The organism is Streptomyces pathocidini (assembly GCF_001418495.1).
In the GTDB taxonomy this organism is placed as follows: Bacteria; Actinomycetota; Actinomycetes; order Streptomycetales; family Streptomycetaceae; genus Streptomyces; species Streptomyces pathocidini.
Genome location: NZ_LIQY01000328.1, coordinates 1 through 16126 on the forward strand (window position 1 = coordinate 1; position 16126 = coordinate 16126).

General features: G+C 73.7%; 11 protein-coding genes and 1 pseudogene. All 12 read right to left on the reverse strand.

The genetic code is table 11. The features are described 5' to 3' along the window. A partial coding sequence (locus AOK16_RS16320) for a DUF6519 domain-containing protein (RefSeq protein WP_055472972.1) occupies window positions 1–1432 on the reverse strand: 1432 nt, incomplete at its 3' end. Between the two features lie 136 nt (window positions 1433–1568). Next, window positions 1569–3749, reverse strand: coding sequence for a hypothetical protein (locus AOK16_RS16325; RefSeq protein ID WP_055472973.1), 2181 nt, complete (start codon window positions 3747–3749; stop codon window positions 1569–1571). Continuing rightward, window positions 3750–7511, reverse strand: coding sequence for a putative baseplate assembly protein (locus tag AOK16_RS16330; protein WP_055472974.1), 3762 nt, complete (start codon window positions 7509–7511; stop codon window positions 3750–3752). Then, entirely contained in the window at window positions 7508–10693 is a 3186-nt protein-coding gene (locus tag AOK16_RS16335; RefSeq protein WP_055472975.1) for a putative baseplate assembly protein, read from the reverse strand. Before AOK16_RS16335 ends, AOK16_RS16330 begins: the two co-directional genes overlap by 4 nt. Further along, on the reverse strand, window positions 10690–11091 hold the full coding sequence (locus AOK16_RS16340; RefSeq protein WP_055472976.1) for a GPW/gp25 family protein: 402 nt from the start codon (window positions 11089–11091) through the stop codon (window positions 10690–10692). Before AOK16_RS16340 ends, AOK16_RS16335 begins: the two co-directional genes overlap by 4 nt. Further along, window positions 11088–11420 carry a hypothetical protein gene (locus AOK16_RS16345; RefSeq protein WP_055472977.1) on the reverse strand — a complete coding sequence of 111 codons (333 nt, stop codon included), beginning with the start codon at window positions 11418–11420 and terminating at the stop codon, window positions 11088–11090. Before AOK16_RS16345 ends, AOK16_RS16340 begins: the two co-directional genes overlap by 4 nt. A gap of 22 nt (window positions 11421–11442) precedes the next feature. Then, entirely contained in the window at window positions 11443–11970 is a 528-nt protein-coding gene (locus AOK16_RS16350) for a phage baseplate assembly protein V (RefSeq protein ID WP_055472978.1), read from the reverse strand. A 45-nt stretch (window positions 11971–12015) separates the two neighbouring features. Next, entirely contained in the window at window positions 12016–13155 is a 1140-nt protein-coding gene (locus AOK16_RS16355) for a hypothetical protein (RefSeq protein ID WP_055472979.1), read from the reverse strand. Then, complete coding sequence (locus tag AOK16_RS16360; RefSeq protein ID WP_055472980.1) at window positions 13148–13522, reverse strand: LysM peptidoglycan-binding domain-containing protein; 375 nt, start codon at window positions 13520–13522, stop codon at window positions 13148–13150. Before AOK16_RS16360 ends, AOK16_RS16355 begins: the two co-directional genes overlap by 8 nt. Before the next feature lie 3 nt (window positions 13523–13525). After that, a complete protein-coding gene (locus AOK16_RS16365; RefSeq protein WP_055472981.1) occupies window positions 13526–14188 on the reverse strand; it encodes a hypothetical protein in 663 nt (220 codons plus the stop codon). A gap of 28 nt (window positions 14189–14216) precedes the next feature. After that, the gene (locus tag AOK16_RS16370) at window positions 14217–14654 is read right to left on the reverse strand and encodes a hypothetical protein (RefSeq protein WP_055472982.1); all 438 of its coding nucleotides are present in this window, start codon (window positions 14652–14654) and stop codon (window positions 14217–14219) included. After that, a pseudogene (locus AOK16_RS16375) lies at window positions 14651–16126 on the reverse strand (hypothetical protein); the annotation flags it as partial. The gene AOK16_RS16370 and the pseudogene AOK16_RS16375, both read right to left, overlap by 4 nt.

The following is a 16126-nucleotide window of genomic DNA, read 5'->3' on the forward strand; positions in this document are numbered from 1 at the left end:
CGGCGGCGAGCGCCGCCTCGTCCGCCGCGGGTACCGGTCCGGCGAGCGGGCCGAAGGCCATGCGCAGATCCGAGACCGACCCCTCGCCCAGCACCCACGCCAGCGGCGCGTAGTGGGCCCGGACACCGGCGGGCCCCTGGAGTAGCGGCCTGCGTGCCGGGTCGGTCGGCCACTCGACCGAGCCCGTGGCCGTACGGGCCGGGATCAGCCAGAAGTCCCCCGGCCGGTAGGTGCCTCCGGCCGCGAAGTACACCTCGACGCCGTCCTCCAGGGGCAGCCAGCGGCCCTCCTCGACGCGGACCGCGCCATGCCTCAGCCGGCCCCGCCCCGCGCGCCGGGAACCCTCGGGCTGGTCCCAGCGCCTCAGGTACGGGTTCAGCTCCGGCCGCCGCCCGACGGTGGGGTGCGGCTCGTCGGACAGCCGCACCCGGCGGCCCGGCAGGTCGATCTCCTCCACGCGCAGCAGGGGCAGCGGCTCCCCGCGCGAGGCGTAGGCGGTGTCCGTGAACTCGACCTGGTCGCCGACGTGCAGGTCGAGCTTGTCGTCGCTGCCGAGCGAGCCCAACTCCACCCAGGTGCCGTCCAGTTCGTCCACCGGGAAGGTGACCGAGCCGTTCTCCCGCGACCACTTGAAGGTCGCGTTCTCCGCCTCGCCGCCCTCGTGGACCTCCACCCGGTACAGCTGGTTCTCCGGCCCCCGGTAGCGGGCGTCCGGCTTCACCAGGCACGGGTCCTCGTCCGCCTGGTCCGGCCGCTCGCTGCGCGCCGCGAGCCGGGACGCGGGGGACTCCGCCTCGGCGGCCCAGGTGCGGAACGCTTCGCGGATTTGGTCCTTGCCCGCCCCGTCCTCGAGCCGGAGCTCGTGGCCCGGCAGCGGCAGCACCTGCCAGACCACCTTGGCGCGGGCCGCCGTGTCCGGCAGCGCCGAGCCGAGCGCCACCTCGCGCAGCGCCGGGTCCTCGGCCGCGGTGACCGTGCGCTCCCACACCTTCAGATAGGCCAGGTACGGGAACCGGGTGGGCAGCCGGTCGGCGGGCCGCTCCGGGTCCCGGAACGCGTCGGGCTGGTCCCAGTACGTCCAGGTGGTGGGCGGCTCGGCGGCCGGCGCGGGGGCGTCGTCCTCGTCCACCGGTGTGCCGGGCCGCGGCCGGGTCGCATCGCACGGGATGCCGTCGACGTAGTAGCGGCCGCCGCCGATGGACAGGTCGTCCAACTCCCGGTTCCCGCCGAGGTATTCCACCCTGAAACCGGCCGCGCCGCTCGGGCCGCCGTGCTGCCCGATCAGGTCGGCCGCGATCGTACGGGCCTGGTGGAGCTGGATCGCCGTCTGCTCGTTGGCGTCGGCGTCGAGTTGGACACGTCCCTGCTGGGCGATGACGGCCGAGTAGTGGCGGTCGGGCCGGAAGGTCAGGCGCGAGAGGTCGGCGTGCATGGGTGGAGGCCCCCTGGGAGAGTCGTACGGCCGTGAGGCCGGGTGTGGGTGGTCGGCAGCTGCGGTCTGCGGGTCTGCTGTCGGCGGTCTACGGGCGGTCGGCGAATGGCGGTTGGCGGTTGGCCGGCGCGGGCGGTCAGGTGACGGGGAAGATCCCGGCGTCGGTGCCGGCCGGGGTGTACTCCGCGAGCCGGGCCCGCAGGCTGTCCTCGCGCTGCGGCTGGTAGAGGTCGTGGAAGGCGCCCATCTCGGCGCCGTCCTCCGCGCCCCGGCCGATCTCCACCGCGGAGCTCGCCGCCAACTGCCCGTAGCCGGGCGTCCCGTACCGTTCGCTCGCGAACAGCGGCCTGACCCGCCAGGCCTGGTCGGGGCCTACCAGATCGGGTTGGCAGCGGTGGCGGCGGGGAGTGCGGGAGCCCGGCGGCACGTAGGAGAAGCGCATGTGTCCGACGCCGCGCCGCGCCACGTGCAGCCGCCCGGTGAAGACGCTGTTCTCGGCGATCTCCACGGCGTGGGTGTGCACTTCACCGATGACAGTGGTGCGCCGGGCGTGCAGGACGGCGTGCGCGTGGCGGCAGTCCGGTGCCGAGAGCGCCTCCCGGTCGTGGCCGGTGGCGTCCAGCAGGCTGTCGCTGAGGTAGAGGTGCAGCGGGTCGGTGTGCACCTCGTCGCCGATCACCTCGATGGTGCCGAGGATGCTCCGCTCGATCTCCACGCACGCGCTCGTGCGGTCCAGGACCAGGCTCGGCTCCTCGGGGGAGGCGGGATCGCACGCCGGCTCCAGCGACCAGCCCGGCACGAGCGTGCAGTGGCGCAGCACAACGCTGCCGACCGGCCCGGTGACGTTGATGCCGCGGCCGGTGACCAGCAGCCCGTCCAGCACGACGCGCGGCGCGTCCCCCGGCGTCTCCCCGGGCGCGCAACTCCCTTGCCGGGCACGGATGTTGAGCGCGTCGGGCCGGTTGCTGTACCAGTCCAGCAGCCGGATCACCGGCTGTGTGCCCTCGGCGGCGCGCAGCTCCAGCCGGTCGCCGGGGTCCAGGTCGAAGTCCAACTGCTCCTGGTACGCGCCGCTGTGCGCGATCTCGATGATGCCGTCGGGCCCGCACCGGCCGGCCCGCCGGTCGTGCTGCCAGGCCGCGTACGCGTCCATGATCCGCTGGTACGCGCGGCCGGGCCCGACCTCGTACACCCGGGCGTCCGGCGGGGTCTCGCGCTCGCGGTGGTACTCCCCGCCGCCGGTGCCGTCGGCGAACGCGTGGTGGTAGGTGACCCAGACGCCCTGGCGCGGGGCCGAGCGGGAACCGAAGGCCAGCCGGCCGAGTTCGGGATCCACGGCCACCTGGCCGCGCCTGGGCCGGTAGCGCCAGTCCGACAGGTCCGCCACGACGAGGTCGGCGGGAGCCACCGGCTGGTCCTGCCCGTCCCGCCAGACGGCGAAGCTCTTGCCGGGGCCGTAGTAGTCGGTGAGCCGGTCGGCGAGCTGCCTGCGCCGGATGTACGCCGGGACGTGGTCCGCCGTCGCGATGTGCGCCGCGGACGGCTCCGGGACGGGCCTGGTCACCAGCGGGCCGTCGTTGCCGAGGATCGAGAAGGTGTAGAGGCTGCGTGCCCGGTCGACGCAGTACGCGGGCGCCCGCGTCACCGAGTAGGGCTTCAGCCGCCACACGAACAGGCCCACCCCGGCGGGGGTCTGGCCGCCCTGCCGCCGCGCCGAGCCGGCGCGGCGCACGTCCGCCGACCGCGCGACGGTGGAGAACGGGCCGCCCGCGAGGTCGAGTGCAGCCCCGTCCCGGACGTCCACCAGCCGTCCGCGCTCCCGCCGGTGCTCGTCCACCGCGCCGGTGCCCGACCCGTACAGCCGCACCGGCTGGTGGTGTGCGGCCAGGCGGGAGAACTCCACGGCCCGCGCAGGCCAGCCGGCGACCTCGGCCGACAGCTCCTCCAGCAGCGCGAGGGTGCCCTTGCGACGCCGGTTGGCGACCGTGGCGGCCACGTCCCGGCGCGGGGCCAGGGCCTCCGCCAGCCGCTGCCGGGAGGTGTCCGGCCGACCGCCGTCCCGCAGCCCCGCGGCCTGGACCCGCTCGTAGCCCGGCAGCGGGCGGTAGCCCACCAGGTCGCCCAGATAGGGCAGCACCCAGGGGGCCGCGGTCTCCACGAACCAGTCGTCGTAACCCTGCTCGACCCCGCTCCGTACGAGATCGACCTGCTCGGCGATCACGGCGAGCAGCGCGCGCAGGGGCTCGCCCTCCTCGGCGTCCCGCAGCCGGTGCCACTGCGGGAGCAGCTCCGCGAGCCCGTCCGGCTCCCTGCTCATCTACTCGACCTCCGTGAGAATCAGCGTGTCCGCCACCTTCGGCGAGAACAGCGCGAGTTGTGCGGGCCGGACACCGCGGAACACGAACACCGAACGGCCCTTCTCCAGCGGCCGGGTGTCCGTGACACCGGGGTTGAGGCGCAGCAGTTCCGCCAGGGAGATGCCATAGCGGGCGGCCACGGCGCTGAGCGTCTCGCCGCCCTCGGCCGTGACCCGGTGGACCTCCTCGGCGAACCCGGCGAGCCGGGCCGGTACCGCGGTCCGCACCTCGGCGAGCCGCCCCGAGAGCCGGGTCAGTTCCTCCGGGGTGACGGACGCGGGCACGCCCGTGAAGGTGTCCACGTCCACGTAGTCGACGCCCGGCACGGACTGCGCCGTGGCCAGGACCTCGGAGAGCCGGGCCGGCTGGCCCAACTCCCGCCCCGCATAGCCGAGTTCCCGCAGCAGGGCCTGGCGCAGCCGGGGCTCGACCAGCTCCCAGGCGTGGTCCGGTGCCACCTTGACCCGCGCCACGAGCACCAGCAGCACCAGCTCCCGTACGGCCACGCGGACCGCCGGCGGCGCGTCCCCGTACTCGGCCAGCGCGGAGCGCAGCGCGCCCAGCACCGCCGAGTCCGGCTCGACCGGGACGTCGTCCACGCCCGCGACCGTCACATGCAGCAACTGCCGCCGCCCATCGAAGAGCTGGCGGGCCGAGGCCCGGCCGATGCCAGCCCGCGAGCGGGCGAAGTCCTCGTAGTCGCGGACCGACACCAGGCGGTCGAGCGCCGAGACCGCGAGCGGGATGCTGCGGCGGGTCAGGCCCGGGCCGTCCGGGTCGGCGCCGCCCGTGGCTGCCTCCGGGTTGGTGACGGCGGTGACGCCCAGCGGCCGGGTGACGGCCTGGGTGATCCGGTTCGCCCGGACGTTCCCGCCCGCTCCCGTACCGAACCGATAGCGGGCGCGCACGTTGTCGTGCCCGCTCGGCAGCCGGGCCCCGTGCACCCCGTCGCCGAAGGCCACCGTCGTCCGGCCGTCGCCGGCCGTGCCCAGGACGTAGACCCGCTCGCGCGGGCCGCGCCCGGCGAGGCTGTCCACCGGGTGCCACAGCAGCCCGTCCACCCGTATCTCCAACGTGGGTACGGCGCCCAGGGGGTTGCCCGCGGGGAGCCAGGTGAGAGGGGACTGCCAGAGCACGAACGTCTGGTGGGAGCGGGCCGCGTCGCCGCTGCCGATCGCCTCGTCACGTCCCTCGCCGTGGGTGGCGGGCACGACGTTGCCCTGGATCCGGACGGTGTCGCGCCGGTAGCGGTGGACGAGATCGGCCGTGAGCGTGAGACGGGTGTGCACGTGGTCGCCGGGCAGCTCCGGGTCGACCCGCTGCTCCACGGCGGCGATCACCGCCGGTTCCGTGCCGGTCACCCCGGAGGTGCCCGGCACGTCGGTGCGCTCGCCGGAGACCACCAGCAGGCGGCCCGGCCGCAACCCCTCGTACAGCTCGGCGAGTTCGATCTCGTTGCCGTGCACGTCCTCGCCCAGCGGCTCGTCAGCGGGGCGCAGGGCCTCGCCTCCCGCGTGCACGGTGGCGTCCCGGATGTGCGAGAGCAGGGTGTCGCGCTCGTCCAACCACGGTTCGGCCAGCGTCAGTTCGGTGCCGCGGCCGGTGATGCCGTAGTCGGTGTAAGCGGCGGTGCGGACGGCGGTGACCCGGGTGGTGACGAGGGCCAGCCGCCGGTCGCCCGGGATGCCGTCCGGCCCGTCGGCCCCCTTGCGGGGGCGCTCGACGGCCACCCAGCTGCCGGCCGTGATCCCCTCGTGCACGGTGTCGAGGCGGAGCACGGCGCGGTGGGCCGGCTCGGGCGGGACGGAGAGGCCGATCTCCACGTTCGCGGGCTCGCCCCCGGTCGTGTAGCGGACCGTCACCTCGTAGCCGTGGTGTGTCGCCTGCTTCCGCTCGCCCGGCGCCAACCGCCACTCCAGCGTGTCCCCGTTGTGGACCGCGACGTGCACCCGGCCGTCCTCGCCCGGCCGGGACACGAACAGGGTGCGCTCGGGCAGCCCCGGCAGCAGCCGGGCGGTGACACCGGCCTCCTGGGAGTCGGAGGGCCGCCTGCCCAGCCAGCCCAGGTCGTGGTCCTGGCCGGCGCGGGTGGACAGCTCGATCCGTCCGGGACCCAGATCGAAGGCCGCCCCCGAGGGCAGGGTCTCGCTGCGCTGCACCGAGCTGCCGGCCTCGGCGTGCACGAACTCCGCCCTGACCGGCACGTGGCCCGCCGTGTCGAACACGACCCGCATCGTGGTCAACTCGGCGCCCGTCAGCGGCCACTCGGCCTGCCGGATGACCCGCCCCCGCTCGTCCTGTACGGGCTTCAGCGGCGCGGTCGCCCCGAACGGCGCGGCCGTCACCCGCATCGCCAGGACCTCCCGCAGGGCGCCCGGCACATCCGGCGCCGCCCGGCGCCAGGCCGGGTACAGTCCCTCGGAGAGCCGGGGGTCCAGCGTCGACAGCAGCTGCGCGGCCAGGTCGGAGCCGGCCGCGAAGACCCGCGCGGGGTCGTGCGCCCGGGCCGAGGCCGCGGTCCGGGCGGCGCGGGTGCGCAGCGCCGGGAGGAGCGCGCCCAGTACCTGTACGGCGGTGGGTCCCGGAGCCGTGCCGTCCGCTCCACCGGCCGGGGTCCCGGGCTCGGCGGACTCCAACTCCGCGGCGCGGTCCTGGAGATCGAGGAACTCGGCGTTCAGCCGCTCGAACCAGTCCCCGACCTCCTCGTACGCCGCGGCCAGAGCCTGCGCCTCCCACAGCCGGCGCACCGGCTCGTCCAGGCGCCGCGCGAACCCGGTGGGCGTGTCGAGGCGTTCGAGGTCCGTGCGCAGCCTGGCCAGCACCTGCGCGTCGAAGTCCTCGATCAGCCGGCTGGCCGGAGGGCGCGGATTCGGGGCGCCGGGGCCCGGCGTGATCCACTGCCGTGCCTCGTCGAGCAGTTCCCTCAGCGACGGCGGGACCGACTGGGGCAGCCCGACCGCCGTGACGTCGTCCTCGCGGTCGACCCGCACCCGGGTCACCGGCAGCAGCAGCCGCCGGGCCGCCGGGTCGCCGTCGCCCCGGCTGTCGAAGACGAACAGCAGCCGGTCGCCGGTCCGGAGCGCGGTCGAGGTTCCGGCGAAGAACAGCTCGGGCCGCTCGCGCAGATCCTCCGGCGCCAGCAGCGCGGGACGGCGCCGGCGCACCGTCAACTCGTTCCACTCCCAGCGGGCCGTCAGGTCCTCGGACGTCTCGAAGGTCTGCGCGTCCTCACCGGAGGCCGCGGGCACGCTGTGGCTGCGCGAACCGCGCGGAATCAGCACCGCAGTGCCCTGCTCGGACCGCGGGTCGCGGTCCAGGGCGTACGCCAGCAGGACACCGGCCGACACCCCGGGGCGGGACCGGTGCCCGACCAGCCGGCCCAGCAGGGCGAGCGACCGCTGCTCCTTGGCGGTCCGCAGGTAGCCCTCGTCCGCGATGCGCTCGGAGTGGAACGTCAGCAGGTCGCCGAGGACGGCCCAGGCGTCCAGCAGCCCGACGGCCGGATCGTCCGGGGTCCGCACCGCAAGACCGCGCAGGGCCGGATAGGCGGGGGAGGCGAGCCGGTCGAGCATGGCGGCCAGGAGCGACCCGTAGTCGCCGACCCGGTAGTGCAGGGCGGTCCGTCCCGGCGGGTTGTGGAGTGCGGCCGGGGCGTGCCGCTCGTCGTGGCCGCCGCAGCCGCAGCCGCAGGCGCCGCGGAGGGTGGGGAGTTCGCCGTTCACCGCCCACCCCCGAGCTCCACCGCGAGCAGGCCGTTCTCCGGCCGCTCGGGGTCGTTGTCGCACTGTGCGATCTCCAGCGGGCCCAGCCGCAGCACACCTGCCTCCAGTTCTCCGCGGTCCTCGTGGAACAGCCGGCGCAGCCGCGTGACCCGGGCGCTCAGCACGCCCGGGACGGCGGCCGCCACGGCGACCAGGCGGCTCAGCCGCACCGGGTCGCCGAACGACAGCGCATCGGGGTGGAAGAAGCCCAGCCGTCCGCCCGGCAGCGCCCGCCTCCCCAGCACCCGGTACAACTCGGCCAGGATCTGGCCGTGTTGGTGGCCTGGCGCGGCGCAGACCTGGAGCGCGATGTCGAGCGGAACGTGCCGGGCGGGCCCGACGACCAGGTCGTGGCCGATCCGCCGGCGGCCCTCCAGCGCGTGCTCGACCGCGTCCAGCAGCTCCGCCGGAGGCGCCCCGGTCCCGTACGCGTCGACGGCCACATGGGCCTCCCGCGTACTTCCGGTCCACCGGATCTCGGCAGCCGCCCGCTGCACGCCGGGGACCGCGCCCGCCAGGTCCGCGTAGTCCTCCGCCGTGACGGCGCGCAGCCGGACGCGCCCCAGGTCCAGCGGGGCGAGCCTGCGGACCAGCTCGACCGGCTCGGGGTCGGTGCCCCCGAAGGCGGGCAGCGGGTTGCGCACCCCCGCCACCGGCAGCGGCCCGGCGGCCTCGGACGCCTCCGGGTCCCGGCACAGCACCAGGTGGTTGACGGCCTCCGCGCCCACGTTCCCGGCGGTCCCGCCGCCGATGCGGTAGCGGACTTCCAACTCGGCGCCGGCCTTGGGCTTCGCGCCGTGCCGCCCGTCGCCGAAGCGCAGCGCCAGCCGGCCGTCGTCGCCCAGCTCGCCGACGAAGTGCCGGCCCCGCTCCCCGCTCGACAGCAGGTCGCGCCGCGGCTCCCACACCTGCTCGCCGTCCGCCGGCACCACGGCGGGGAGCGCGGCCCGCGGATCGGGGGCCAGCGCCGCCGCGGGGCCCGCCAGCGCCGGCTCCTCCGGGTGCAGCCCGGCCGCGTACGCCGGGCCCCAGCTGTGCGCGACCTCCCAGGCGATGTGCCCGTCCAGCACCGTGCCCGCCCGGGCCCGGGCCGTCAGCACCGACAGCCTCCGCAGCTTCGTCCGCAGCAGCCCGTCGCCGCGGTGCAGCAACTCGCGCAGCGCGCGGACCGGGTGCCGCGCCAGCTCCAGCCGCTCCAGCAGCCGCAGCCCGAACAGTACGGCCAGCTCGGCCACTTCGGCCTCTTCCAGGCCGTCCCGGTCGCGGGCGCTCCGCCACAGCTCCACCAGCCGGGCGCGCACGTGCTCCGGGATCGCCGCCAGCAGGTCGGCCTGCCCGGCGGCGACCTGGCGGGGATCCGGGTAGGGGGCCGCCTGGACCACGGGGGAGCGGTGCAGTACGGGGCGGAACCGGGGTGCGATCGCCGGGTGGACGGACTGCGCGAGCAGCGTTTGGAGCGCCTCGGCCTGGGCGTGGGCGGTGCCGGGCACCACCCTGCCCGCGCTCTCGCCCGGAAGCCCGTGCCGCTGTCCGGCCGGTTCCAGCCGCAGACCGGCCCGCAGGGTCGCCTCCTCGCCGACCACCGCGAAGAGCCGCCGGATGTGCTCGGCCGTCAGCAGCCGTCCGCAACGCGCCCGGTCCAGCAGGGAGTCGATGAGGTCGGCCGTGGGGTTGCCGTCCCCGCGGTCCCGGCAGCCCCAGGAGGGCGCACAGGAACCGAGGACGGCGGGCACCGGTGGCGCCGTGATCCTCTCGGGCGCGCCGGCCCCGCCGAAGACCAGCGACCGGCCGTGGTCGACCAGCACCACGTTGCCCCGCGCCACGCTCACGTCCTCGACCAGCGCGCAGTCCCGACCCGCCCGGGTCGACAGGCACACCGGGAAGGCCAGCGCGTCCTCCCGCGCCCAGGCGACCTCCAGCACCGGCTGCCCGCAGAGCCGGTCGACGGCCGGGGTGACCGAGGTGAGCCGGACCACCTGCCGGTGGGCCGGGTCGGCGTCGCCCGGGGTGCCCGAGCGGGTGCCCAGGACCTCCTCGACCAGCAGCAGATCGCCCGCGCGCAGCCCCAACTCCCGCTCCTGGCAGGCCTCGTCGGCCCATGCGTCGCGCAGGGTCGCGGACGTGGCGCCCTTCGGCAGGGAGCATTCCTCTCCGCCCCAGGTCCAGAAGCGGACGGTGTTGTGCGCCGGCCGTAGCCGCAGCGGCGCGCCCGCCTCGACCGGCTCGAAGACCTCGACCCGGCCGCGCTCGTCCAGCACCGCCAGGTCCCGGTCCTCGATGACGGTGCCCGGCTCGGGCCGGTCGCCCGGCCCGAGCGCGGGGACGTCCACGGCGGCGAAGCGGAAGGTGCCGGGCAGCAGCACCAGCGGCCGCACCACCTCGACCGCCACGAACGCGCGGGCGGCGCAGCCGTCGTGCATCGGATAGTCGATGAGCCGGACGTGCCGCCGTACGGAGACCCGGCGGCGCGCCGTGTCCAGGTACGCCTCCGTGGCGACCGCGTCCTGCTGGTAGCTGATCTGGTCCGCGGTGTACGCCAGCAGTTCGACCAGTGTCGTGCCCAGGTCGGGAACGCTCCGCTCGACCCACTCGGGGGTGGTCAACCGCAGCCGGTCCAGGACGAGTCGGCGCAGCGAGTCGTAGTCGCGGGCGGTGTAGTCGATGACGGGGGCGGGCAGCTGCCCCGCCGGGTGGTCCGGCCGCTCGTCCCCGTGGTCGAACGGGGTCGGGCAGTCCGGCCGGAAGGAGAACTCGGCCCAGTAGTAGCGCTGGTCGAACCCGGGGAAGGGCTCGTCGCCCGGGCGCCCGTACGGGTCGGTCCCGACCAGCGACAGGCGGTACGTGGAGGTGTCGCCGGTGCGGTCGACCGTCACGTACAGCCGGTCGTCCAGCTCCGGGTCCTCCTCGCGCTCGACGGCCACTTCGACGGCCTCGATCCCCGTGATCCGGCGGCCGCCCTCGACGCGCACGTTCTGCGGGCCGAGACCGTGCGGCGCCTTGCCCAGGAAGCTGACGACCAGCGTCAGCCCGTCGTCGCCCACCTCGACGGAGTCGACTCCGTCGAGCCGGGCTGCTCTCACCCGGCCACGCCGGCCGCCCGAACGGCATGCGGTCCCGCTCGCCTCGGCGCCGGTGCGGCTCATGCGGCGCCCCTCCCCTCGAACACCTCGTCGCGGCGGCTCGCGGTGGCACGCACCACGTACCGCAGGGACACCCGTACGACGTTCTCCTCGCTCACCACGTCAAGCGACTCCACCTCGATCAACTCGCCCAGCCAGCGCTGCAGCGAGGCGTGCACGGACAGCTCCAGGGCCGAGGCCAGCTCCGGGCTGTTCGGCGTGAAGACCAGATCGAGCAGCCCGCAGCCGAAGTCGGGGCGCATCACGCGCTCGCCGGGGCTGGTGAACAGCAGCTGCTCGATCAGATCCCGTACGTGCTCCTCGTACCCCGCGTGCGCGGTGCGGCCGCGGCGGTCGGTGCGGAACGGGAAGGCGAGGTCGGTCCGCGCCCGCCTCGTCCTCATCGACGGCGTCGTCGTCATCGGCAGAACACCCCTCGCGGTACGGCGGTGACGCGCGGCGGCCCCTGCGGGACCAGCGCGGCGGTGAAGCACTGGGCGGGCGTGGTGTCCAGGAGCACGGGAGCTCCGTCGACCAGCACACCGCCCGGCCGCGGGCTCCAGCGGACGGTGGTGCAGGGGTGCGGTATGCCGTCCACGCGGTGCGGGCAGCCGCCGACCGCGAACACATCGGCGCCGGTGGCCACCGGCAGCCCGTCGAGCCGTACCCCGGTCGGGGCTGCCGCGGCCGTGACCCGGCCGCCGTGCGGGCAGCTGATCGCCGTGCCCCCGTTGACGAGATTCCCGGACAACTCTCTCTCCCCGTTCCCGCGTTCAGCGCTTCTTGGGCACGGTCAGCCGGCCCTCGTTGATGTCGACCTGGTCCCCGACGAGCGAAATCGACGCCCCGTGCCCGTTGTCGATGAACACCCCGCGCTCGTCGATCCGCACGTACGCGCCCCCCGGCGCCCTCAGCAGGATTCCCGTACCGCCCGGCACGTCCGACATCACGAGCTTGTGCCGGCCCGGCGTCTGGACCACCACGGGCTCGTGCGGCGCCGGATCCTTCAGGGCGTCCTCCGGCAGCTCCGACTCGTGGCCGTACCAGCAGCCGGACCAGACAGGGAAGCTGGGATCGCCCTGCTCGAACTCCACCCACACACCCGCGCCGACGGACGGGACGGCGTAGTGCCCCGCCTGGCGGCCGGTGAAGGGGAAGCAGGGCAGGGCCCACGTGGACGGGGTGTCGCCCAGCACGTCCGGCACCTCGACCGTGACGCGGCCGATTCTCAGCGGATCCTGGTTGTCCCGCACCCGGCCGCGGAACTTGCCGAGATAGCGGTTGTTCGGCGCAGCGGCCATGGGACATGCACTCCTGGTGGTCGTGGCTGGGGCCCTCGCAGGCCGTTACGGGCGGACGGTGCCGCTGCGGGCGATCAGCCCCTCGCGCGAGAGCGTGAAGTTCTGCTGGTACGAGCCGGGTCTGAGGTGGTGGGTCACGGACTTGACGTAGTAGTCGCCGTCGTAGGTCACCCCGGCGCCGCGCACCCCGACCAACTCCCGCGGCCGCAGCACGTATCCGTGCCGGTTGACGTCCAGCGCCCCGGAGCCGGAGACGGCGTCGGCGGAGGTCGCGGCCCGGGCCAGCGCCTCGGCCTCGGCCTGCCCCGGCTCCTTCTTTGCCGTGCCGGAGAGCGTCCTGCGCTTGAGGGCGGGTGAGGCGCGGCGGCCCAGGGGCGGCCGCAGCGGGCTGATGTCGGGCTGCGGGAGCAGGGTTGCGTCGCGGGTGCGCGGGTCCTGGACGCGCGCCTGCGGCTCCTCGCGCGCGGTGCCGTCGTAGGCGAACGTCAGCTGGTCCACGGTGGAGTTGACGTCCAGGTTGACGTTGAGCGCGTGCTGCCGCTGTCCGATGCGCCGCTCGGGCCCCCAGAACGCGGTGGACCGGCCGGGGCGCGGCCCGGGGTCGAGGTAGAAGACATATCCGTTGGCCCGGGCCAGTTCGTTGAGGTACTGGAGGTCGGTGCCGGTCTGGTAGTCGACGCGCAACTGCTCGCGGGGCGGCTGCTGGATCTGCTCCCGGATGATCCACGGGTCGATCCCGTAGTCCGCGTACCGGGCGAGGATCCGCTCGACCCGCTGCGAGGGAGCGAGGTTGGGGTAGCGGTCGGTCCGCTCCTCCAGGTCCATCAGCAGGGTCAGGTCCTCGCCCGTGACGGTGAGCGTGGTCTGCCCCGGCTGGTTGCTCGCCCCCACCTCCTGGCGCACTATCAGCCCGTCCAGGACGACGCTCGGCGTGCCCCTGACCGTGGTCGTGACGACGACCCGGGTCTTGGGGTCGAAGAACCCCTCGGGCAGCAGGCGTTGGCTGATCAGGCCCCGCTTGGTGAGGTCGAACGCCAGCTGGAAGCCGGAGCGCTCGCCCGCGGTGCTGGTGATCTGCGCGGACAGCAGCGCCTGAGTGACCTCGGCGGGGACGGGGCGCGCCAGCCCGGGGCCCATGTGCAGCGTCAGGTGGACGGGGCCGCCCCCGATCGGCTCGTCAGCCATGGCGGTACCCCGCGAGTCCGCCGCCCGGGGCCAGCGGGATCTCGATCTCCTGCCCCGGCTCGGCGGTCAACTCCCGTGGATCGAGTACGGGGTTGGCGTCGGCGATCTGCCACCACTGGGCCGGATCGCCGAAGTACCGCTGCCCGAGGTGATCGGGGCGCTCGCCGCCGCCGACGGTGTGCGGGGCGGTGTCGCCGGGATCGCCGTCCTGGTCGATCGGCGGGAGCAACCGCCGCTTGGTGTAGCGGACTTCCGTTCCGTCGGGTTGGACGTGGATGCCGATCTCGGCGTCGTGGTAGCGGCTGGACCGGGGGTAGGGGTGCGCACCCGGAATCGCGTCCAGCGCGCTCTCGTACGGATCGATCACGGTCTACAGTCCCCTCCCCAGCCCGAGGTCGCCCAGGCGGCCGCTTCTGGCGGCACCGGCCAGGCGCTCCTTCTGCGCGAGATGCGCCATGTACAGGTCGGCCCCGCGGTGCCCGGCGGGCAGATCGCTCACCGAGAGCACCTTCATCCCGATGCTCAGCGAGGCCCGGATCGGGTTCAGATGGACGTCGAACGCCGACTCGTTGACCGACAACTCGGTGAGCCGCACCGGCAGGACGCGTTTGCTGCCCCAGGTGAACAGCGTCAGCGGTGTCTCGATCGGGCTGATCTCGATGGTGCCCCGCCGGCCCAGCCTGACCGCCTCCCGCAGTTGGGCGGTCGTGGGTTGCACCAGCATCTCCAGGGTCGCGAGCTGCGGATGGATCCCGTCGGGTGCCGCGATCTCGAACTGGTCGGTGGAGTCGATCTCCGCGGTGAACTTCCAGCTTTCCTCGGCCGGTCCCTTCAGGCGCAGCGCCTCGTTCCGGTCTCCTCCGCTGCCGCCCCCGCCGGCATCGCCACCGCTCCCGGCGGCCTGGGGCGCGATCGAGCGCTCTAGGGTGTCGGGGTTGAACTGCAGCACGATGATGCGCTGCGGGGTGCCGCGCTCGGGGTCGACGACGACGATTCCCGAGCGGATGGGCTTGGGTATGTCCTGGTAGGCCATGGCGGTTCCCCCTCCTGTCCGTGGTGTTTCAGCGGTTCCCCGCGATGCGGCTTCCGTAGGCGATCTCCGCGTCGATGTCCTGTTCGGAGGGGATGCGCCAGGTGCCGCCGCCATTGGCGGCGAGGAGATCGACGACGGCGCCGCTGATGTCCGTCACGGAGAACCGGACGTCCTTCTTCCTGCGGTGGACCGCGTATCTGCGGTTGGCGGTCGCCCCGTGGAGGCGGTAGACGCGGCTGCTGCGCACTCCGCGCCACTCATAGAGATAGATGTCCATACCCAGGAGTTCGGCGCACCAGGCCGGTGTCTCCTGGTTGTGGAAGCCCTCCCGGAACGAGCACCCCAGGATTCCGCCCAGGGATTCCGCCATGTGCCGGGTCGGCATGGTCACGTCCCCGCGGACGGAGAACTTCAGCAGATGGCATTCGGCCGGCTCGGGCGCATTCCCCGCTTTCCTCTCCGTCACCAGGCCTCCTGCCAACGCAGCACGATTTCCGTCTCGTTCCTGATCTCGCTCACGTCCTTGAGGCGTCCTTCCAACGCGGTGGCCAGTTCTCCGCCCACCTCGTCACCCTTGTTGATGAGTTCCTGGAGATGCGGTGGCCGCGGGAACATCTTCAGGTTGTCCACGACCTCCGGCCAATCCCGTTTCATCATGGGATAGACCCGCTTCCATTCCTCCGGGTGCACCACGAACAGGTCCACGTCGAAGTCGTTGATGTTGAACGCGGTCTTTCCCTTGTGCGGTCCGCGCAACCCGCTCTTGAGGCTGCCGACGTATTCCAGGCGCTTCCCCTTGTAGCGGTGCTTGTTGACGATCCCGTCGATGGTGCCCTTGATGGACTTGTACTCGCGGTCCCAGATCCTCTTCCCCTTCTCGAGAAGAGCCTTGTCGAACTTCCCCCTGCTGAAGTCCTCGATGCCGGTGGCCGCCGCCCATCGGGTGATCTTGCTGTTCATGGTGCGGAGTTCGACAAGCAGGTCGAGCACCTGGTTGCGGACCTGCCTACGGGTGCGCTTCCTCGGCCGGGTCAGCTCCTGCTCGCGGTGCGGAAAGGCCTTCTTGAACGCGACCTTGTATTTACGGACGCTGTCCTTCTGGAAATCGACGACGTCGTCGAGGACCTCTTCCCTGAACCGGTTCCTGACTTCTGCGTCCTCGATGGAGTTCACGTAGGACTTGATGTACTCGATGTTGTTGTACGCCGCACTGTACTGGTCCTGGAGCGGCAGGAGTTCCGACTCCATCCGGACGTCGACATCGTCTCCCGCGGGCTTGAGCACCATCCGGTGCTGCTGGCCGCCCATGGTGAAGGACGCCTTGACGGTCGGCGGTTTCTCCGCCGTCTCCCGCGCCTTGTCGTCGTCCTTTTCCGTGCGGTCCTTCTCCGCCTGCCTGTCGCGCCGGTCCTTGACCCTCTGCTGCTGCCTGCTGTGCATGCGGCGGAGGTTCCTGATCTTCGCCAGATACGCGTCGCGCAGTTTCTTCGCCGTACGGGTGACGGACCGCCCCAACCTGCTCTTGCGCAGCTTTCCGCCGAGCGTCCGGCCGGCGTTCCGCACTTTCCTGAGCGCGGACCTGACCACGCCCTTCACGCGTTTGAGGGCCCTGCCGGGAAGCGATGCGGGCCTGCGCGGTTTCGCGGGCCGGGGCGCCTCTGCCCCGCGCTTGGCCGGTTGCCGGGAAGGCTCGTCCTTCGAGCGGTCCGGCGTGTGGTCGTCCGCCCTGTCGGGCTTCTTCTCGGGAGCGTTGTCCTCCTTGCCCGGCTTCTCCTGCCCCTTCTCCCGCCTCGGTTCCTTCACGTCCGAGGGCTTCTCCTTGTCCGGACGCCTGGTGTCCGGCCGCTCCCCGGGCCGCTCGCGCCCGCGCGGAGGCGCCGCGGCCGGTACGTCGGGGTGTTCCCGGTCCTGATCGTGTTCGCGCCGGAGGTCGGGGGC